19 protein-coding genes are annotated in these 19671 nt (G+C 68.3%); 12 read left to right on the top strand and 7 right to left on the bottom strand.

The features are described from left to right. The 5 genes from AB0H83_RS49465 to AB0H83_RS49445 all read left to right on the top strand — a co-directional run. Positions 1 to 979: hypothetical protein (locus tag AB0H83_RS49465; RefSeq protein WP_360110170.1), on the top strand; the 979-nt coding region annotated here is incomplete at its 5' end. 197 nt (positions 980 to 1176) lie between these two features. Beyond that, the gene (locus AB0H83_RS49460; protein WP_360110167.1) at positions 1177 to 2277 is read left to right on the top strand and encodes a hypothetical protein; all 1101 of its coding nucleotides are present in this window, start codon (positions 1177 to 1179) and stop codon (positions 2275 to 2277) included. Between the two features lie 175 nt (positions 2278 to 2452). Further along, positions 2453 to 2752: a GRAM domain-containing protein gene (locus AB0H83_RS49455; RefSeq protein WP_360110173.1), complete on the top strand. Its 300-nt coding sequence runs from the start codon at positions 2453 to 2455 to the stop codon at positions 2750 to 2752. A 217-nt stretch (positions 2753 to 2969) separates the two neighbouring features. Beyond that, the gene (locus AB0H83_RS49450) at positions 2970 to 3842 is read left to right on the top strand and encodes a hypothetical protein (protein WP_360110164.1); all 873 of its coding nucleotides are present in this window, start codon (positions 2970 to 2972) and stop codon (positions 3840 to 3842) included. A gap of 180 nt (positions 3843 to 4022) precedes the next feature. Continuing rightward, on the top strand, positions 4023 to 4580 hold the full coding sequence (locus tag AB0H83_RS49445; protein WP_360110161.1) for a hypothetical protein: 558 nt from the start codon (positions 4023 to 4025) through the stop codon (positions 4578 to 4580). A 208-nt stretch (positions 4581 to 4788) separates the two neighbouring features. On the opposite strand, the gene AB0H83_RS49440 is transcribed toward AB0H83_RS49445, so the two are convergent. The 3 genes from AB0H83_RS49440 to AB0H83_RS49430 form a co-directional block, all read right to left on the bottom strand. Further along, positions 4789 to 5049, bottom strand: a complete 261-nt coding sequence (locus tag AB0H83_RS49440; protein WP_360110158.1) for a hypothetical protein — start codon at positions 5047 to 5049, stop codon at positions 4789 to 4791. A gap of 287 nt (positions 5050 to 5336) precedes the next feature. Continuing rightward, positions 5337 to 6308, bottom strand: a complete 972-nt coding sequence (locus tag AB0H83_RS49435; RefSeq protein WP_360110155.1) for a hypothetical protein — start codon at positions 6306 to 6308, stop codon at positions 5337 to 5339. A 191-nt stretch (positions 6309 to 6499) separates the two neighbouring features. After that, on the bottom strand, positions 6500 to 7291 hold the full coding sequence (locus AB0H83_RS49430) for a hypothetical protein (RefSeq protein ID WP_360110152.1): 792 nt from the start codon (positions 7289 to 7291) through the stop codon (positions 6500 to 6502). Between the two features lie 271 nt (positions 7292 to 7562). Here AB0H83_RS49430 and AB0H83_RS49425 point away from each other — a divergent pair, with 271 nt between their 5' ends. Further along, on the top strand, positions 7563 to 7991 hold the full coding sequence (locus tag AB0H83_RS49425) for a GNAT family N-acetyltransferase (RefSeq protein ID WP_360110149.1): 429 nt from the start codon (positions 7563 to 7565) through the stop codon (positions 7989 to 7991). A 343-nt stretch (positions 7992 to 8334) separates the two neighbouring features. Here AB0H83_RS49425 and AB0H83_RS49420 read toward each other — a convergent pair whose 3' ends face one another. Both AB0H83_RS49420 and AB0H83_RS49415 read right to left on the bottom strand, forming a co-directional pair. Then, positions 8335 to 9027: a hypothetical protein gene (locus AB0H83_RS49420; protein WP_360110146.1), complete on the bottom strand. Its 693-nt coding sequence runs from the start codon at positions 9025 to 9027 to the stop codon at positions 8335 to 8337. A gap of 294 nt (positions 9028 to 9321) precedes the next feature. Further along, positions 9322 to 10299, bottom strand: a complete 978-nt coding sequence (locus tag AB0H83_RS49415; RefSeq protein WP_360110143.1) for a YafY family protein — start codon at positions 10297 to 10299, stop codon at positions 9322 to 9324. 63 nt (positions 10300 to 10362) lie between these two features. Here AB0H83_RS49415 and AB0H83_RS49410 point away from each other — a divergent pair, with 63 nt between their 5' ends. The 4 genes from AB0H83_RS49410 (at position 10363) to AB0H83_RS49395 (ending at position 14484) form a co-directional block, all read left to right on the top strand. After that, positions 10363 to 11547, top strand: coding sequence for an epoxide hydrolase family protein (locus AB0H83_RS49410; RefSeq protein WP_350816846.1), 1185 nt, complete (start codon positions 10363 to 10365; stop codon positions 11545 to 11547). 63 nt (positions 11548 to 11610) lie between these two features. Further along, on the top strand, positions 11611 to 12453 hold the full coding sequence (locus AB0H83_RS49405; RefSeq protein WP_210890729.1) for an NAD(P)H-binding protein: 843 nt from the start codon (positions 11611 to 11613) through the stop codon (positions 12451 to 12453). Between the two features lie 57 nt (positions 12454 to 12510). Then, the gene (locus AB0H83_RS49400) at positions 12511 to 13656 is read left to right on the top strand and encodes a winged helix DNA-binding domain-containing protein (protein WP_360110139.1); all 1146 of its coding nucleotides are present in this window, start codon (positions 12511 to 12513) and stop codon (positions 13654 to 13656) included. 570 nt (positions 13657 to 14226) lie between these two features. After that, the gene (locus tag AB0H83_RS49395) at positions 14227 to 14484 is read left to right on the top strand and encodes a hypothetical protein (protein WP_360110136.1); all 258 of its coding nucleotides are present in this window, start codon (positions 14227 to 14229) and stop codon (positions 14482 to 14484) included. Positions 14485 to 14672: 188 nt separating this feature from the next. On the opposite strand, the gene AB0H83_RS49390 is transcribed toward AB0H83_RS49395, so the two are convergent. Further along, a complete protein-coding gene (locus AB0H83_RS49390) occupies positions 14673 to 15587 on the bottom strand; it encodes an aminoglycoside phosphotransferase family protein (protein WP_360110133.1) in 915 nt (304 codons plus the stop codon). A gap of 502 nt (positions 15588 to 16089) precedes the next feature. On the opposite strand from AB0H83_RS49390, the gene AB0H83_RS49385 reads away from it, so the two are divergent. After that, positions 16090 to 16965 carry an SMI1/KNR4 family protein gene (locus tag AB0H83_RS49385; RefSeq protein WP_360110130.1) on the top strand — a complete coding sequence of 292 codons (876 nt, stop codon included), beginning with the start codon at positions 16090 to 16092 and terminating at the stop codon, positions 16963 to 16965. 251 nt (positions 16966 to 17216) lie between these two features. On the opposite strand, the gene AB0H83_RS49380 is transcribed toward AB0H83_RS49385, so the two are convergent. Continuing rightward, positions 17217 to 18701, bottom strand: a complete 1485-nt coding sequence (locus AB0H83_RS49380) for a site-specific integrase (protein WP_360110127.1) — start codon at positions 18699 to 18701, stop codon at positions 17217 to 17219. A gap of 785 nt (positions 18702 to 19486) precedes the next feature. Between AB0H83_RS49380 and AB0H83_RS49375 the strand changes: the two genes are divergently transcribed. After that, entirely contained in the window at positions 19487 to 19579 is a 93-nt protein-coding gene (locus tag AB0H83_RS49375) for a histone-like nucleoid-structuring protein Lsr2 (RefSeq protein ID WP_360110124.1), read from the top strand. Positions 19580 to 19671 lie beyond the last annotated feature (92 nt).

Here is a 19671-nt window from a genome sequence, read left to right as displayed (position 1 = left end):
ACCAGCGGCCCCACCACCTACCAGCCCGGCCACCAACCCTTCTGACCAGCACAACTCGAAAGATCAGCCAATACACCACTTCCAGGGGCTTGACCTGACCCGCCGGGCGGCCCTGACGAGCGACCGGTTCCGGCCCCCGGCCCGGTTGATTCCGGAGCTGCTCTCCGACGAGCAGAACCGGTTCCAGACAATGCAGCGAATACCGCTGAGCGCTGAACTGGCGCGGTCGCTGGTGGCCGACGCCGACCCTCGTGTACGTCGGGCAGTGGCGGCGAACCCAGACCTGTCGCGGGACCTGCTCTACGTCCTGGCCGCCGACCCGGACCGCGAAGTGCGTTGGGCGCTGATCCACCGTCCCCATGTCCCGATGGACGTCCTCGACGCCATCGACTACAAACTCGATCCGCGCACACGGACGAACCCCGTGGACTGGCTTTGGGCGCAGCGCCACGACCACGTACTGGTTGCCCGTTACGCCCGGTCCCGTCACGTCGTCCATCGCCGGACCGTGGCGCGTATGCCGGGCCTCGCGGCCGAGGTCGTCGAGCACCTGGCCGCCGACGAAGACTACGCGGTTCGGTTGATGCTCGCGGAGCGCAACGGCGACCGCGTGCCCATCGACGTCTTGGTCGAGATGCTACTGACGTGGACCGGCTGGAGCAGAGCCATACTGGCGCGGAACCCACGAGTCCCGGACGCCGTCATTGAACAGTTGAGCCGATCGGAGCAGCCCGACCATCGCTGGCTCGCCGACTACTCACAACGCCTGACCGACGAGCAGCGCGCCAGACCAGCCCATGACCCCGACACAACACGCGCCGCCGCGGCCGCCCCACCCCCATCGCCGACGCCTGACGAGCTACGACAACAGATCAACGATCCGTCGCCCGACATCCGTGCCGCCGCTGCCCGCCACCCCAGCTTGCCGGAAGACCTCATGCATGAACTCTGGCGACAAGCGCAGACATCACCCGGCTGAATGTCCCGCGCACTCCGCGGCGGCGCTCAGCGCACCGCCGAACACCCTCGCCGCCGCTGACAGCAGCCGCATGGCATCCGCTCATGCCGCTGTAACGGCGCAGACCCCACCTGCGGGTCGTCACGCACCGTAGCAACGTGTCGGTGGCGTGAGCGGCCGGACATGCCGATGAGCGGGCGTCGCTAGGCTGATCGACTATGGCTTCGCCGCTGTTCTCGACCGTTGAAGAACTGGCTGGTCTGGTGCGAGAGCCGGACCTGGACCGGTTGGTCGTGCTCGGGCAGCGGTTATTGGACGAGAGCAGGGGACTTGCGCCGGACGAGTTGACCGCTGCGGTCGGGGAGCTGGCCGAGGTACTCAAGGTCGGGCCGTACGGCGAGTTCGCTCGCCTTGCGCTCGTCGCGCGGTCGTTCGTGCTGCGGGGCGGTTCGCCGCTGCCGCTGGTGCCCGAGGTGGTGCCATGGATCGTGCGGGTCTTGGCGTTGCGGGTGCTGTTGTCGCATGCGTGGCCGACGGTGCGGCGGTGGCGATGGCCGAAGACGCCGCCGGACCCGGCGTCGGACCGGGTGCCGGAGTGGGGTGATTTCGTCGTGCGGTGCAAGGCCAACGCGGATCGGTTCGACCTGACGGAGGCCGGAGCAGTCGCCATGGCCCGCTCCTGGCGAGACATCGATCCCTGGCTCAGGCTGTTGCACACCGCCATGGAGCGGCAGGAGTTCCGGGCCGCCGTCGCGCCGCTGCTGCCCGAGCTGACCGACCTCGTCGACCAACTCGCCGAGGAACTGCACACGGCGGACTGCATAGCCGGCCTCGCCCGGGTGCTCGACGACGCGCCGCTGGTGGTGCTCGACGCGGACTCCGGCCGCGGCTACCACCTGACGATGAGCGGCATCGGCGACAACTGCCAACTGCACACGCTGCTCGCCGACCGGCTCATCGGCGATCCGGCGGACGGCCTGATCCTGGGCCTGCGCCCCCAGCCGGCCTGGGTGGCAGCCGCGACCACAGGCCCAGCGGAAACGCCCTTCCCCGACCACACACTTCGAAGATTCCGGCTATTCGACGGAACCGGCGCCTACCTCTCCCCGGAGGGCCGCCCGTCCGACATTGCCGAGCGCGACGGCGTCCGGGTCGTCGTCGCGCACCCCCCGCGCGGCAATCATGGATGGCTGCACGGCCGGCGCTTCGTCAACATGGTGCCGACACTCGCCCTCGACGAGATCATGACACCCGCCGACGCCGCAGCTTGGCACGCAAGCATCACGCCCGCCCGCCAGGATGACTTCCTCGGTCCGTAGCGGCGATCAACTACGCCCACCCCGATCACCGCGCAACGCAGCCCACGTCTCGGCCGGTGCACGCTCATGCCGCGTTGCGCGCTCGAAGTCCGGCCTACGAGGCATGCCTTGCCGGTAAGGTGGGGCCGCGCAAACTCCGCGAGTAGGCAGGATCGATGATCGGGGCGTGGTGTGGATGGCTCAGGACCCCGACGTACTCGTCCGGGCCCGCGCGAACCTCTGGCGCGGCCGGGAGGCGGTCGGCGGAAGGCTCACGTTGACCCGCGAACGCCTCGAGTTTCGGGCTCATGGGCTCAACATCGACACCGCGCTGCTAGGCATTGCCGTTGAGGACATCGCCGACATACGCAAACATCGGTCCTACGGCTTCATCCCCAACGGCCTCACCGTAACCCTGGCGTCGGGCATCGAGTACCGGTTCGTCGTCGGCAAACGCGACCGATTCATCGCCGCGGTGCAGGACCTGACCGTTTGAGTGGTGCCGCAGCCCCGATCACGTCAGGACGACACGCAATCGCGCACTGCAATGCCGCCGATCGAGCGTCACGGCCATCCAGCGCGGCTCGATCGGGTGCACGCACATGCCGCGTCTGGTGCGTGAAGGCCAGTAGGGGTTCGTCACAGCGGATGACCGGCGCTTCCGCCATCGGTGGCCTGACATGCCGAGGAGCGGATCCTGCGATGATCGCTGGGTGAGCAGCGGTGGTGACGGTTCATCGATCGGTGGCTTGGAGCGCGCGGGTGGCGTGTTCGAGGACGACGCACTCATCGACAGGGTCACTCGGGCGTTGCAGAGCATGTGGTCCCGTCTGGAGTCGCTGCCCAGGAACGACGAGTTCTGGGCCGGCACCAACCAGCGCGTCACGCGGTCAAAGGTCGAAGATTTCGCCCGTAGATGCGTCAGCCGGAATCCGTCGGACGACACGGCCCGGTGGGCGCTGGTCGGGTTCTCCATGCAGGCCGGCTCGTTCAGCGGACTCCATGTCCTCGCTGAGGAGGCTGCGACGCGTGACGGGGCCGTGGTCGACCTGATCGCGGTGGCGGAGTGGGTATGGCTCGAGGTCGGCGTCGATCCGGGACCAGAGCTTGAGCGGGCCGTGCGACGAGCCGGTCCGGCTCTTCTGCAGCGGTTGGCACAGCCGTCTGCAGGGCGGGCGGCGGCGGCCGTATCGGCGTTCCTTGGCGGGAAGTCGTTTGCTGAGGCGATCGGCCGCCGACGGTGGCAGATGTTCACGCATGCTTTGGCGGTTCCGCACCGAGACAGTAGCGATCCGTCGGTCGTGAGTGAGGCGTTGATCGTGGACGGCGAGCACAAGCTTGCTGCTGCGCGGGAGTGCCTGCACAACGATGCCTCAGCCGTCGTCGACCTGGTCGATGCGGCTTACTGGTGGTGGGTGCATCGCGACACCGACGTGACAGGCCCGCTTCGGGCCCTACTCGAAGCGGTATCCCGACACGGCCTTGAGCAGCTTGCCGGTGATCCGGATGACGGGCTGGCATCCTCGGCGCGGTCTGCGCTGCTCATCCTGGACGGTCATGGACTCGTCTCGCGCCCAGACACGTGAACGGTACGGACCGCCTGGCGGCGTCCGCATCTGTCGTCCGGATGCCTCAAGATCGGGTGCGCGCACATGCCGCCGACCGCGCCAAAGCCGACCGGAGATTGCCACAGTCCGTAGCGGTTGCCGCGGTGCGGTAGTTTCGCGGGTCGCCGACCGACGGCGCGTGCCGAAGCAGGAGTTCCTATGACCGACCGCACTGAAGCCACCGAGAAGCTGCTGCGGCGGCTGCGTTCCGATGCCGGGGTGCCGCCGGCGTCGCGGGACGTGGAGCCGCCCGAGCTGGCGGTGTGGCGGCGGATGCGCGACGACCCGTTCCTCGCGGAGTTCTTCACCATCACCGAGGACCCGCCCGTCGTCCAGGACTACCTGGCCGACGGTCACCCGGGCGTGGCCAGGTTCCTGTCCGACATCCTCTGGCTGGGCGAGTCCGACGACCGCCTGCCGATCGGCTACTGGAGCGCCGGCGCGGACACCTTCGTCGGCGCGCCGGTCATCTACGTCGACGACGAGGCGAGCATCGAACTGCTCGGCACCAGCCTGGTCGACTTCCTCGGTACGCGGGTCGGCGAGTACGGCGCCGAGGAGCTGCTCGACTTCTGCCGCAGGGCCAGCCTGCGGCCGCCGATGTCGAAGGCCGAATGCGAAGCGGCTCTCGAGGGCCTCCCGGACCCGCAACAGGTGTTCAATTTCTTCCTGCACTCGGTTGGGTCGCCGCAGATTTCCCAGGTCAAGGCCACCTGAGGCGTGCGACCGCATGCGGGACGCACGACCCGGTCTGGTCGACGTCCCGGGTGCATCGCGCATAGGAAATAGCGACAGCGGTGCGATCTTCGGCAGGAGGTCGCATGGCAGCATTGCCTGGTGAACGAACGCGCACCGTCTGACCTGGTCTGCCAACTGCGGAGCTTGATCGCAGAAGAGGCATTTCTGTGGGAGCTCACGCAGCAGGTCACGGTCTACTCCGGCGGCGAAAGGTCGCTGGCCCGTCGACCAGTTCGGCGATCGCGAGCATGTCCGTCTGCCCGTCGAGCCCGACCCACCCGTCGCAGGAGGTCAGAAACTCCGCGTACGGCGGAGGCAGGTCGACGCGCTGCCCGAGTTCGGCCACCCTCGACGGGTCCGCGCCCGGGTTCGGGCCGCCGTGTCGGAAGATCCGGTGCACGTCGGCTCGTTCCACGTCCCGTCCGACCGCTGCGGCCCGGTCGATCAACGCTCGAAGCACGCGATCCACGCTGCCCCTCGAAGCCCGACATCGCAAACCGGGCCGGCCAGAACGTCACACTCGTGTACTTGAGACGGCTGCCGGCAATCTCTTGATCACGTTACCGGATCTGCCGCTGTCAGCGCGCCGACAGCCTGCAGTCCTCGTCACCGTCCGTGTCGGGCGGTCGGTCTGGTTCCGCGCGATCAACTGGCCGATGAGCGGGCGCGTATTGGGAACCGCGGCGATGTGCCCCGGTCGGGCCATCCGTTGGTTCCGGTATCCGCGAGGTGCCCTCACATCGCGAACGGATCCCAGTGGTTTGCGTAGCGGAGGAGGGAGAGCGCCAGGTCATGATTCGCGGCCGCCCATTGCGTGTCGAAGAGGAAGAGTTGCTCGTGGCCGAAGAAGTCGTCGATGTAGCGGGCGGCCTGCGCGAGGTGTTCGTCCACCGAGACGCGGGCAGCTGAGGGCGGTTCCGGCAGCTTCCATTGCAGAATCTGCTCAAGGCTGGGTGCGGGCCACGTGCCGAAGACCGAGAGGTCATATGATTCGAGGGCGATGTATCGGTCCAACGCGGCATGCAGGTCGTCTGTCCCAATGAGCGAGCGCATCAGGCCGGCGTCGACGTGTTCCCGCATCGACGAGCCGTCGATACCGCGGATGTGGTCGGTAAATCCGGGCAGGTTGGTACCAGGGAAGACTGTCACACCCGGCCGATCCAGGTTCGTGCCGTAGCCCTCGGCGTTCTCCCAGGCGATACGGACCGCGTAGACGGCATCCGAGACCGGTGCGGGTGGACCGACGATGCGCAGCGCCATGCCAGAGTTGAAGGTCGCACCTGGCGCAGCGGCTCCGGACGGCAGCGGCCAGGTCTGATGGACGAGATAGGTGAGCCGCTCGGGGTGAGCGGCGACCGCCTCGTCCTCGAAGAAGAAGTAGGCCAGGTCGACCTCATCGTCGTTGGTGCGGACGCGCAGCCCGCGCTCGTCGAGGCGGATCGGATCATCCGATTCGATCCAGAGGTGCTCGTTCAGCGTCGTCCGTAAGTCGTCGAGGGTCTGCGGGCAGGGCAGACGGTGTTCCTCGATCGCCTCGAAGATTGAGTCGAAGCCATACGGGCCTCCGCCTATGTCGGCGTCGAGCAGCGCTTGCGGATCCTCGTGGTGCCAGGCTCGCTGGAACCAGGCGAGCACCGTCGTCCCCGGCACATGATAGGCGAGCTTGCCGACCGGAGAATCAACACGCGACCGCTCCACGAACCACACGCCAGGAGCCTATTACCGCGAAGCCCTTCTCTGCCGGGCCCGGCCGGCGGAGCACTCCGTTGCTGTGCACTCATTTGCCGCAGGTCTCGCGCGGGCGCGGGTCGCCGACATGGAGATCGTCACGCTTCGTGGCGGCGGGCCGCCGCGTCGAACCGCAGCCGCGTTGCTCGCTCACACCGCCGAGCGGTCGCTCAACGGTTCGACCGGGCGCGCAGTTTCACGCCCGGAGGACGAATTGGTTCTGGCATGTACTCCACGTGGTAGCCGGCTCCAAGCTCGTCTTGAAGTTGCAGGACGAGTCGCTGGCCGGCGGCTACGAAGCTCTCGGCGTCGTGCTCCGAGTCGAACCCACCCGACGCTGGCCAGCCCGACAGCGTCGTCTCGAAGTATGTCTGCCACTGCGCGAGGTTGGAACGCAGGCCGTCGCTGAGTGGCAGAGTCTCGGGATCAACCTCAATGTCGTCGGGAGCCATCGTCTGCGTGAGCGGGGATCGTCGCGGTACGGCCATCAACTTGATCCAGCGACGAGGTGCTGGCCGATCCAGCAGTTCTCGCGCCGCCGCGACGATGGCGGCCTCGATTTGCTCGACGTCCTCGGGACGATCGTCCAATGTTGACGCCAGACCCACAAAGATCCGCAGGTCCCCGTTGTCTCGAACCTTGTGATACGCCAGCCAGAGTTCGTTGGCTCCGCGGGCCGCACTGATGCGCCCGGTCACAATTTCGCCCGCGGTACGCCGGGCCAGGTGCCACTGCGCCTTGTCAGCGTCGGGAAGTTTGATAGCCAATTCGTCCAGAGCAGCGCGGAACAGGTCCGACGAGTCTCGAACGTCCGACCGTGCCTGTCCGGCGAGCATGCGAAGGGCAGGACTATCGAGGCCCCGGACAAGCGCCTCGGCCGCGATCTCGGGCAGATCCTCGGATGCGAGTCTTCCGATCGCCATCAGCCAGGCGGCCACTTCCAGCGGATCTGCCTCCGTCACGGGGTCAGCGTAGGCACGCCTCGCTGTCGACGCGACTCGTTTGCGGCAACGGTCCGGGTCGACATCGCGCGGCCAACGGCCAAGCAACAGCAGACACTCAACACCGCCGTGATCACGTTTCCGCTCATGCCGCAAATTTCGCGCGGCCACTGTCACGGAGGTCGTCACGCTTCGTGACGGCGGCTCGGTGCGTCGAATCACGGCCGCAGTGCTCACTCGTGCCGATGAGCGGATGCGCCCGGCCTCGTCGGGGACGTGACATCCTCTCTGGGTGATCAGCACCCTGACGGAACAAGACCTCAACCCTTGCGCCTTGCTGTTCGTCGCCACGTTCAACGCGCCGCCATGGAGTGAGTCTTGGCGCGTCGAGGATGCCACGCAGCGCCTCGCAGACTTTCTCGCGACTCCACGTGCACACGGCGTCGGCCTTCGAGCCCAGGATGGCGAGTTACTGGGATTCGCCATTGGACACCTGGAGCGCTCAGGGGTCGTGGACCACTTCTTGTTGCAGGAGATGTGTGTGCGGCCAGCCCGCCAACGGCATGGACATGGCACCGCGCTGCTCGAAGCCCTGGCGGACCGCCTGCCCGGCGTTCATCATTGGTACCTCTTGACTGCCCGAGATAGCGACGCCTCAGTGTTCTACCAGAAGAATGGCTTCAGGCCAGCTGGGCGGATGGCAGTGTTCGTCCGCTCTTGAGGATGTTGATCCATAGGCCTGCGCCGCCATCCGCTTCTGCCGCTGGTACGGCACGGAGACTATCGCGCATCCGTCACTTAGCGTGACCAGCTGATGGTGGTGCAACCAACCTGCTTTGTCGAATTGAGTGCGTTGGTTCATGGCGTTGCGTGCCCTGCCGACGTGCGCCGATGCGGGAGACCAGGCTGCCCAGGCTGCGCTGATACAGCATGTGGCCGGCTTGCCGGTCGGCCGTATCGCTCGCTGAAACGGTTGGCGCCGCCGGACGGACTTGATTTGCCATCGGGCAGGTGTGAGGTCGGCGCCCGACTCCGGTCGCGTGTGGTCTCGCTTGCCGACTCGGTTACCAGAGGCCGGCGGCTGGGTGTTCGTCCTGTGCAGGGTGGCGCAACGCTTCCGTGATGCCCTCACGCACCACGAGGGGCAAGTCCTCAGTGCGCAGCCCCGAGGCGAAGTCGAAGCTGAGGAGCATCCCGATCGAAATGCCAACATCGTGACCCGCGATGGAGATCAGCTCTTCGTCGTAGGCGGCTTGGCGCAGCGCGGCCAGGGCCCGGGGGTCATGCCAGTGGGCAAGGTCGATCGCGGCCTCGGCCCGCCATTCCATGTCCGCTGACGGGGCCAGCAGCACCTCGGCGAGCCGCTCGGCGCGACCGTCCCACGGCAGCTCGCCGGGCGTCGTCAATGCCTGCCGGACCTGCAGAGGAAGCCGGTAGGCGTGCACCTCCACGTAATGCATGATCATCACCGGTGCTGCGTATGTATTACCATCGCGGCCGTAGTAGTGGTACTCACCGTTGCCGGAGCGTGAGCCCTCCAGCCAGTCCTCAACCCTCGGACAGAAATCGCAGGAATGCCATCCGAGCGTGATCATGCCCCGCCGCCGAGACGCGGCGCGCAGCGTGCGGAGGTCGGCCGCCGTCATCGGTGGGGCACCGGAGTCCTGCGCGCCATGACCGGCGCCCAGCCAACCGACGGTAAGCATCGGTAGCGGGAACGAAAAGTATTTGTATGGCGTCAGGTCCAGGTATTCCAAGGGATCTCCCGCGATCGGTGGCTCGCCATGCTATCCGTCGAGGCGCGCTCGGAGCACGATCGTTTCCACCAGCAGCAACGCCCTGAATCCGTGCGCGCTCATGCCGCTGTCACGGCGCAGACCCCCACCTGTGGGTCGTCACGCACCGTAGCAACGTGTCGGTGGCGTGAGCGGCCGGACATGCCGAGAAGAGTGCATGCCTCGGGTGTGCGGATCGTCCTGTCGGTCTGCGGTAATCCGTGCGACCTTGATGGTGAAGATGGGTCGTGCCGGGCGGTCCGAGGCGGCCCTGGCCTAGGTGTCCTGCGGACGCGGTTCGGTGGTGGCGCGGTGGTAGCGGCCGGCGAGCGTACGCACGAGTTCGACGAGTTCCGCGGGTTCCGTCACGGTGAAGTCGACGCCGAGCAGGCCGAGGTGGACGGCGAGCGCCTCGATGCTGTCCGCGCCGGTGTCCAGCAGACATTGGGTGTCGTCGACCGGGGTGATGGTGCCGATGGCGGCGTTGATTTGCTCGATGAGCTGTTCGGCCGGTGCGTGTACGACGACCTGGGCCCGGTACCGCCATGCGGCCGACGACACGCCCCGGCGTACCTGGTCGACGGCTTCCTCGGGGAGATCGCGGGGGATGAATCGGGGGCCCGTCGGGGTACGTGGGTGGAGCCGGTCCACCCGGAACGTTCGCCAGTCGGCCCGCTCGACGTCGAACCCGACGAGATACCACCGTCGTCCCCAGTTGACCAGCCGGTACGGTTCCACCTCGCGCCGGCTCTCGGAGCCGTCGTGGCTTCGGTAGCCGAATCGCAGGCGCTCGTGGTCCCGGCAGGCTGCGGCGAGGACACTCAGCCTGTCCGCGTCCACCCGCGGGCCCAGGTCGTCCCGCGGCACCACGACGGCGTACCGCTTGAGGGCGTCAACGCGACGCTGGAGTCGCGCCGGTAGCACCTGCTCCAGCTTGGCCAGCGCGCGCAACGAGGTCTCCTCGACCCCGGTGATCGTGCCCCCGGCGGCAGTGCGCAGCCCGATCGCCACCGCGACCGCTTCCTCGTCGTCGAGCAGCAGCGGCGGCAGCGTGGCCCCGGCGCCGAGTCGGTAGCCGCCCACCGCGCCCCGGCTGCCGTGCACCGGATAGCCGAGGTTCCGCAGGCGGTCCACGTCGTTGCGAACGGTCCGGGTGCTGACCGACAGCCGTTCGGCCAGTTCGGCGCCGGTCCACTCGCGGGGTGTCTGGAGTAGCGAGAGCAGGCGCAGCAGCCGCGCCGCGGTTTCCAACATTCTTCGCAGTATGCCAGTTTATTAGGAACGGGTCTTGCCTAATTTCCTCCTACGCTGATGACCATGACGAACGACAGCACGATCGCACCGTTCCGGATCGACATCCCCCAGGCCGAGCTCGACGATCTCCAGCAGCGGCTGGCCCGCACTCGGTGGGCGGAGGAACTGCCCGCGGACGAGTCGGCGCCGGCTGGTCCGGTGCCGCCCGGTTGGGAGTACGGCGTCCCGGTGGGCTACGTGAGGCAGCTGGTCGAGCGGTGGCGCACCGGGTACGACTGGCGGGCCTGGGAGGCGAGGCTGAACGCGTACCCGCAGTTCACCACCGAGATCGACGGCCAGAACATCCACTTCCTGCACGTGCGGTCGCCGGAGCCGGACGCGACGCCGCTGATACTGACCCACGGTTGGCCGACCTCGGTGGTCGAGTGGCTGGATGTGATCGGCCCGCTCACCGAGCCACGAACGCACGGCGGTGACCCGGCGGACGCGTTCCACCTGGTCATTCCGTCGGTGCCGGGTTTCGGCTTCTCCGGGTCGACCCGGGAGCGCGGCTGGGACCGGTACCGGGTGGCCCGGGCCTGGGCCGAGCTGATGCAGCGGCTCGGCTACGACCGGTACGGCGCGGCCGGCAACGACGGCGGATCGCTGATCTCGCCCGAGGTGGGCCGGGTCGATCCTGAGCACGTCTGCGGCGTGCACGTGACACAGGTCTTCTCGTTCCCGTCGGGCGACCCCGCCGAACTGGCCGGCCTCTCCGAGGAGGAGCGCGGCAAGCTCGCGTTCGCCGAGTGGTTCACCCAGAACCGGGGCGCGTACGACAAGCTCCAGTCCACCGAGCCGCAGAATCTGGCGCACGCTCTAGCCGACTCCCCGGCCGGCCTGCTGGGCTGGAACGCGCAGCTGCTCGGCGCTTCGCTCGACCCGGATTACGTGCTCACGAACGTGATGATCTACTGGCTGACCAACACAGCCGCCTCAGCCGCCCGGTTCTACTACGAGGACGCGGCGGCGGCCCCCGTACAGCAGAAGTCGAACGGCCGGGGCACCACCGTGCCGAAACCGACCACCGTGCCCCTCGGCCTGGCCAACTTCGCCTGGGACTACCAGTCGATCCGGACGTTCGCCGACCGCGACCACGAAAACATCGTCTCCTGGAACGTCTACGACCGGGGCAGCCACTTCGCCGCCCACGACGCGCCCGATCTGCTCGTCCACGACATCCAGCAGTTCTTCCGCAAGGTTCGCTGATCCGCCGCCGGTTGTAGGCGGACCCCATCAGACCCCCCAGTCTTCACACGAAGGGAAACCCTCATGTATCTCGTCATTGGTGCCACGGCTCAGTTCGGACGTCAGGCAGTAGAAGAGCTGGTCGCCGCGGGTGCGCCGGTACGGGCGCTGACCCGTACCCCGGAACAGGCCGGGCTCCCGGCGGAAGTCGACGTCGTCCAGGGCGATCTGACCAAGCCCGAGACGCTGCCAGCGGCGCTGGCCGGCGTCGAAGCCGCCTTCCTGGTTCTGCAGTACGGGATGGATGTCGCTCCGCTACTGGCGGCCGCGGGGCGGGCCGGGGTGCGGCGGCTGGTGTTCCTGTCCTCGGGGGCGATCGTCCCGGGCGCCGAGCGGCAGCCCGACGTAATCGCCCAGTACCACCGCGACGTCGAGCAGGCCATCGAGGCATCTGGGATCGAGTGGACGTTCCTGCGGCTACTCTTCCCCGCCATCAACTCGTTGACGTTCGCGATGCAGCTCCAGGGCGGTGACGTCATTCGCGCGCCGTACGCCGAAGCCGCGTTCAGCGCCGCGCACGAGAGGGACGTCGCCGAGGTGGCCGCGCGGATCCTGACCGGCGGCGGGCAAGCGGGGCGGGCCTACGACCTGACCGGCCCCGAGTCGCTGACCCAGGCGCAGCAGGTCCGCATCCTCGGCGAGACGTTGGGGCGCCCGCTCACCGTCGAGGACCTCGACCCGGAGCCCGTGCTGGAGCAGATGAGCCAGTTCATGGACCCCGAGTTCCTGGCGGCGCTGTTCGGTCTCATGGCGCAGGCGGTCGGCAGGCCCGCGCCGGTCAACGACGTCATCGAGCAGATCACCGGGCACCCCGCGCGTACCTACGCTCGGTGGGCCGCGGATCACCGGGCCGACTTCGGCGGCTGATCGACGAGGCAGGGGCGGCATCCGCCGCCCCTGCCATACGATGGAAAGGACGGCACGGTGGCACAGGTGCTGCGGCGACGGGAGCTGGGGCGAGCCCTGCTGGCCCGTCAGATGCTGCTGGAACGGGCCGACGCGACCGCCGAGGAGGCGGTCACCCGGCTGGTCGGCATGCAGGCGCAGGCGCCCTACGCGCCCTACTTCGGGCTCTGGAGCAGATTGCGGAAGTTCGGCACTGCCGACCTGACGGACGCGCTGACCAAGCGCCGCCTGGTGCGGGTCGCGCTGATGCGCAGCACCGTCCACCTGGTCACCACGGCGGACTACCGCTCGTTGCGGCCATGGGCGCAGCCCGCGCTCGACCGTGAGCTGGACACCGCGTTCAAGACGATCCTGACCGGTCTGGACCGTGCGGCCGTGGCGGAGTCGGGCCGGGCACTGCTCGGCGCACGACACCTCACCCCCAAGGAACTCGGCGCGGCGCTGCACGAGCGGCGGCCCGATCGCGAGCCCCGCGCACTCGCCACCGTGGTGCGGAACCTGGTACCGCTGGTGCAGGTGCCGCCACGCGCCGTCTGGGGCGTCGGCGGCACCACCCGGTACGCGACGGCGGCCTGCTGGACCGGAGCCGAGCCCGCCTCCGCCGCCGACTCCGAACACATCGTGCTGCGCTACCTCGCCGCGTTCGGCCCGGCGTCGGTCGCCGACGTGCAGACGTGGGCCGGCCGAACCCGGCTGCGGCCCGTCCTGGAGAGGCTGCGGCCACGGCTGGCGGTCTTCCGCGACGAGCACGGGGTGGAGCTGTTCGACCTCCCGGATGCGCCACGCCCCGACGCCGACGCCCGCGCGCCGGTTCGCTTCCTGCCCGAATACGACAACCTCCTGGCCTCCCATACCGACCGCACCCGCGTGATCTCAGAGGAGGCCCGCAAACGGGTCATGACGCGCAACGGGATGCGCGCCACCTTCCTCGTGGACGGGCAGGTGACGGGCGCCTGGAAGCTCCATCCAGGCAAGGCGTCAGCGACTCTGGAGATCGACCCGTTCCGGCCGCTGACCGCCATCGAGCGCGCCGAGATCGAGGCCGAAGGCGCCCGGCTGCTGGAGTTCGCCGTGCCCGGCGCCGCCCACGACCTCCGCGACGGCACGGCCCCGTCCGTCGGCTCCGAGGACAAGGTGACCGGCGAGGAAACCGGTCAGCAGTGATCGAACCGTGCTCATGCGCGCCTTCCACCGACGCCCGCTCATAGCCGAGCGGGCTGCGCCGCTGGCACCTTCCTCACCGTCCGTACGTCCGTCGGAGTCTCCCGCTGGTGCGTATGGACACACGCCCTGCCGACGCGGCGATGCCTCGGGTCGCCAAAGGTCACTGCTCCCGCGCAAGTCGAAGCGGACCGCACCGCTCCAGCCCCTGAACGCGCCGGTCAGCCAAGATCACGTGCGCACATCTGCCGCTGTCACGGCGCAGACCCCACCTGTGGGTCGTCACGCACCGTAGCAACGTGTCGGTGGCGTGAGCGGCCGGACATGCCGATGTGCGTGCACCTGATGGGAGACTCGGCTTGTCTGCCATCGCTTCTCCGCACCGACGTTGGCCTGGGTGGTACCGTCCGGCCCATGTTGGGCCATGTCCTGTTCGGCTTCGGGTATGCAACGTTGATGAGCTGGATGGTCTACCGAGTGTCGTCTCCGGCCCCGGCAATCTGGCGAGGGGATGCCTCTCGAGTGCCGATAGTCCCCAGAATCCCGCCCGACGCGAGGACATACCTACCCTACGTGCTGTGGTTCACCATGGTCTGTGGCGGCACTGGCCTCATGGCGCTCTTCGTCGCCGTGGACACGCTGGTCGGTCCCGCTCTGTTGTTCAAAGTCGCCGCTCGAAGCGGGCTGTACCTGTTCTTTGCCGGTATCGCCCTGCTCCCAGTGCACCTATTCGCCTACTGCTTCAACCGGCCGCGCTTCCTCATCACTCCGGCCTGGCGTCACGAGGTTGGACCGTTCATCGCGATCTGGCACCGGCTGCGCGGCAGGTAAGGCGGTCTTCGACTGCAGATCCCCACTGGCCTGAGGCTCCTCCGGGTGCAGCCCTGAAAGCAAGCCCACTCATCTGCCGCGATCCGATCGCTACGGAACGTCACGGCGTGTAGGGTCACCGGTTCGCGGACATGCTGATGTTCGGATGGTGGATCACGCCGTTGGTCGGACGCAATGACGACGCCGGGTCAGCGGAGCGTGGTGATGAGGCGTTGCAGGGCGGCGTGGGCGGGTGGGCCCCAGGTGGGCTTGCCGCCAGGCTCGCCGTGGACGCCGGCGTCGCCGATGAGGATGCCGCCGAGGGCGCGTGCCAACGCCCAGCCGCGGGCACGGCGCATGGTGGCGGTGTCCGGGGTCGGCTGGTAGGCCGCGTAGAAGTCGTCGATGGTGTCGTCCGGCAGCAGGTGCCACACGGCGGCGAGGTCACATGCCGGGTCGCCGGCGCAGAGGTCGCCGAAGTCGATCACGCCGCAGAAGGTGCCGTCAGTGGTGAGGACGTTAGCTGGGTGCAGGTCGGCGTGCAGCCATAGCGCCGGGCCCGTCCATTGCGGCGCGGTGACCGCGTCGTGCCAGACGGCGCGGACAGCGTCCGGGTCGCCGATCAGCCCTCGCTCAGTGGCGGCGGTGAGTCCCTTGGCGAATCCCTCGGCTTGGTCGGCCAGCGGCCCGCCGCGGTTCCGGCCCGCAGGCGCGCCGCTCGGGGCGGGTTGGTGCAGCGCCGTCAGGAACGTGGCCAAGGATTCGGCGGCTTCGGCGGCGCGCGTGACGGGGGTCAGGTCGGCGGGCGTGCCCGGAACCCAGGTGGTGATGATCCAGGGGCGAGGGAATCGTTCGGTGGGCTCGCCGAGTCGCTGCGGGACGGGGATCGGCAGCGGGAGGCGTGGGGCAAGCTTGGGCAGCCAGGCGTGCTCCTTGCGCAGCAGCGCGTCCGCGGACCCGGTCGCCCAGGGGAGCCGGACGGCGAGGTCGTCACCGAGCCGCCACAGTTGGTTGTCCCATCCACGCGCGCCCAGCCAGATCGGGCGATCGGCGAGGTCGGGGTGCTGGTCGCGGACCAGATCTCGGACCAGCTCCGCGGTGATCTCGATCTCGACGTGAGTCATGCAGCCCGACGGTAGTCCCGCCGGGCCACGCCTGCTGACCCGGTAGCGGATCGCCGTTCAACTACTGCTCACACCGGTTTCCTATCGCGCTTCGTCTGGTCCGCCGCCTGCTCATGCTGCAGACGGGGCGCGCTCCACCCGCGTAGCCGGACCCGCATCCGCTCATGCCGCTGTCACGGCGCGGAGACCATCGTGTGTGTCACCTGGCGTAACCAGCCGACGGTGGCTCAACCATCCTGCTTTGCCGATGAGCGCGCACTCGGATCATGCTCCGCGAACGCCGGCCAGGCCGTCGGGTTCGATCGTAAAGTCCACAGCGACGGCCACATCCTCATCGCCGGCGGCAAGACCGAGGCCAGGAGGACACGGACACCGGTTCTACACCACTGGCGTTGCACCAGCTTCGTTCGTCTGAGGAACCGCCGGAACGGTTCGTGAGGGCATCCCATCGGGCGGTAGGGCGGTACGGCCCGGGTTCCGAAGGTCATGCACGATACGAACTGTGCGTATTGAGCGTTTCGAGTTCTCCGTTGACTCCGTCGAGGCCGTCCCGGACGGGTGGCGGCTGGAGGGCGAGCCGGGTTATCACCCGCGGCACTGGGCACGGCCGGGTGAACGCCTCCGCCTGGCCTGCGAGGAACATGGCCGGCGGCGGCGCGACGTGGACCTGGTCGTCGTCGAGCTCACCGAGTCGTACGCCATCGTGAGCGGCACCGGCGGTGACCTGCTCCGGCCGGACGATATCGTGTCCGGTGAGCGCTCCGTCGCGGACCTCGCCGAAACGCGGCGGACGCCGGCCGAGGCTGCCGCGCATCTGGCTGAAATCCTGGATCTGCCGCCCCTGGCCGATTCCGCCGGGAACGGCAAGGACTGGTCGGCGGTGGAGACCGAGCTCGGCGTCACACTGCCTGGCGACTACAAGGCATTCATCGACGCCTACGGCCCGGGCTCGGTCGATGACCATGTCCACGTGTGCGCCCCCGAGGCAGTCGAGGAATGGGCGGACCTGGTCGGGCAGAACTCCTACGCGCACGAGTGCGTCGGCGCGGAGTTCTTCGGGCCGGGCAACTGGCGGCGGGACTGGCATCTGGGTGACGCGTCGCATTGGAACCCGGACCGGGAAGACATTCCCTCATGGTTCGAGCCCGGCGACGACCTGATCTCCTGGGGACACACCGGGAACGGCGACTTCCTCTTCTGGCACATCAAACCTGGCACAGCCCCCGACAACTGGCCCATCATGCTCAAAGAGGAAGGACCGCTCTGGGAGCAGTACGGAGCCGGATTCGCCACCGCACTGGCCGACCTGCTGACCGGCGATATCCAGTCGGAGTATCTGAGCCGCTGGCTGGGAGGTCCGCACTGCTACGGCCGCTGATCGGCCGCGGCCATAACCTTCAGAGCGGGGACGGTGACGCGGCAGGCACCGGTGATATCAGGTCCAGTGCGACGCTCACATCTGCTGCAGACATCGCGCGTCGTGTTCCCAGCACGTATCACGGTGCGTGAGCAAAGCGCTGGTTCGGAGGTTATCTGGTTGACGAATGCCGCCACGAACGATCGTGTGCGTCACGCGCAGCTGCCGCCGTTGGGTTGCGGCTCGTGCTGCCGGTTGATGGGGCGGGCGCGTTAGGCGATCTGTTGGCCGGTGCCTCCGGTGTGGTGGCGGCGCGGAACGACGCCGGCGGTGGCCTCCGCGGCGGCGTGGGACAGTTCAGGCAGGACGTCGCCGTAGTGCTTGGCGGTGAAGTGTGGGCTGGAGTGGCGTAGTCCTCGGGAGATGACTTTCATATCGACGCCGGCGGCGAGGGCGAGCGTGGCGGTGCCGTGACGCAGGTCGTGCAGCCGGATGGGTGGCAGGCCGGCTTGGGCGGTGAGGTGCCGGAAGTGGTCGGTGACGTCGGCCGGGTGCAGTTGTCCACCGGTCGGGGTGGTGAACACGAGCCCGGTCCTGGCCCAGGCGGGTCCAGTGGCGAGACGTTCGCGGTCCTGCCGGGCACGGTGCGCGCGGAGGACGGCGACGGTTTCGGCGTCCAAGGCGATGGCGGCTTCACTGTCGGCGGTCTTCGGGGTGTCGAGGCTGGTGGCCCAGCCGTGTTGGACGATCTGCCATCGCACGGTGAGGGTGTGGGTGTCGAGGTCGAGGTCGTCCCAGTGCAGGCCGCAGGCTTCGCCGCGGCGTAGGCCGGTGAAGGTGACGAGGTGGTAGAGGGCGTAGAGGCGGTCGTTGGCGGCGTAGGTGTGGTCGAGGAACCTGCCGGTCTGTTGCGGGGTCCAGACCATAACAGGGCTGGGGATCTTGCCGGTGTCGCGCCAGGTTCGAACCCGTTGGTCGGTCCAGATGGTGGGTTTCGGCGGGCGGACGGGCGGCAGTTCGATCATGAGTGCCGGGTTGGTGTCGATGTACCGGTCGCGGCGCATGGCGTCGTTGAGGGCTTTGCGCAGGGTGGCGTGGATGCGGTGCTTCGTGGAGGCGCTGACGATGCGTTGGCCTTTGACCCGGTCACGGACGGCGGGGTCGCGGCTGGCGCGGTGGGCGGCGATGGCGGTGTTACGTTCGTCGATGGCGTCGTACATGGCGTCGATGTGGACGGGGCGGAGCCGGTCGATGCGCAGGTGGCCGAGGTACGGCATGAGGTGCAGCCGGATGTGGCCTTCGTAGTTGCGGGCGGTGCCCTGCTTGATGGTTCTGCGTGCGGCGAGCCAGCGGGTGAGGTAGTCGGCGATGGTGGGCAGTTCGTCGGGGGTGATGTCCAGGTGCAGGGCGCGGCGGATCTGGTCGGGGGTGGGGATGGGGGCGCCGCTGGTGACGGCGGTTTCGATGAGGTCGCCGGTTTTGACGGTGGTGTGCGGGTCGGTGGGGTCGGGGACGGCGAGGGCTGCGCGGATCTGGTTCAGGACGTCGTCGGCGGCGGCCTGGGTGGGGTAGCCGCCGTGCCGCAGCGGCCGGCGGGTGCCATCGGTGCGGGCGGGCAGTTCGATCTGCAGGTGCCATTGGCCGTGGTTGCGGGACCAGTTGCCGTCGGGGCGGCGGAGCTGGGGGCAGGACTGACCGAGGCGCCGGCGGCCGTCGCTGGTGCGGCAGCCGCAGCGTTTGAAGGTGGAACCTCGCACGGTTCGTCTCCTGGGTGATCGGGGCGGTCGCGCCGGTGTCGACGGGCGGAATCCGCTGGTTGGCGTGGTGGTTGCATCCACGCTCGGATCACCGCAGGGATCAAGTCGCGGCCGATCCGTCCGGTCGGATACGAGCGGATCGCCGCTGGGTGTGGGGTGTACGAGCCGCAGCAGGCCGGCGACCGGGACGACGATGCGGGTTCCGGCCCGGATCAGGGGCGCCGGGAAGGTGCCGGTCGCGGCGAGCTGGTATGCCGCGGATCGGCTGATCTGGAGCACCGCTGCGGCAGTGCTCAGCGTCGTGGCGACGCCCAGCGCGCGGATCCGTTCGGTCGTCCACGCCGAGCCTGCGGCGGGTGAGTTGGCATTGGGAGGCTGATGCAGTGGAGTGGACCAGGCCACGAGGGATGTGCTCCTTACGATTGCGAGCTCAGGGAAGGTGCGGCGTGATTGCCGGGGTCTTTCGGCTGCCGCGTTTCGTGAGTACCGCCGGTGACGCCGGGCGTGTTCCGCGGCGGCCGCACCCCGGTGCCCGGCGAGGCTATCCGCGGAAGGCGCCCAACTTCGGCGTGTATGAGCATTGCCAAGGGACGACGGCGAGTTCGGATGGGCAGTCGCTGCCGTGCATGGCTGAGCGAGTTCGGCGAGCGCAGACCGAACCCGGCCCCTGTATGTGCCATGATTCGGGTGCGAATGAACTGGCGGGTAACACGGTGATTGGTGATCGGCTCGTCGGCGCCGTAGATGCTTGAAGCGGCCGCCGACATCGACGTAAGGGGCAGATGATGGCTCGGCGTGTAATTCAGCAACTCATCGACGACATCGACGGCAAGCCCGCAGACGAGAGCGTCACCTTCAGCCTCGACGGCGTGCAGTGAGGTGATCTCAGCAAGAATTGCTGAGGTAGCGGTGCTCGAAGTGGGTGAGGACGAGTGCCGCCCTGACGAATTCGCTGATTCTGGTTGGGCCG

It is taken from the genome of Dactylosporangium sp. NPDC050688 (assembly GCF_040654515.1).
Classification (GTDB): domain Bacteria; phylum Actinomycetota; class Actinomycetes; order Mycobacteriales; family Micromonosporaceae; genus Dactylosporangium.
The sequence above is the reverse complement of the archived record's forward strand: the minus strand, read 5'-3'. Positions and strand labels throughout refer to the sequence as shown.

Bases quoted from the DNA above. Each gene is read 5' to 3' on its own strand.
- AB0H83_RS49410 (WP_350816846.1), top strand. From the start codon at position 10,363: ATGACGAACGACAGCACGATCGCACCGTTCCGGATCGACATCCCCCAG.
- AB0H83_RS49405 (WP_210890729.1), top strand. From the start codon at position 11,611: ATGTATCTCGTCATTGGTGCCACGGCTCAGTTCGGACGTCAGGCAGTA.
- AB0H83_RS49415 (WP_360110143.1), bottom strand. From the start codon at position 10,299: ATGTTGGAAACCGCGGCGCGGCTGCTGCGCCTGCTCTCGCTACTCCAG.
- AB0H83_RS49460 (WP_360110167.1), top strand. From the start codon at position 1,177: ATGGCTTCGCCGCTGTTCTCGACCGTTGAAGAACTGGCTGGTCTGGTG.
- AB0H83_RS49445 (WP_360110161.1), top strand. From the start codon at position 4,023: ATGACCGACCGCACTGAAGCCACCGAGAAGCTGCTGCGGCGGCTGCGT.
- AB0H83_RS49375 (WP_360110124.1), top strand. From the start codon at position 19,487: ATGGCTCGGCGTGTAATTCAGCAACTCATCGACGACATCGACGGCAAG.
- AB0H83_RS49390 (WP_360110133.1), bottom strand. From the start codon at position 15,587: ATGACTCACGTCGAGATCGAGATCACCGCGGAGCTGGTCCGAGATCTG.
- AB0H83_RS49455 (WP_360110173.1), top strand. From the start codon at position 2,453: ATGGCTCAGGACCCCGACGTACTCGTCCGGGCCCGCGCGAACCTCTGG.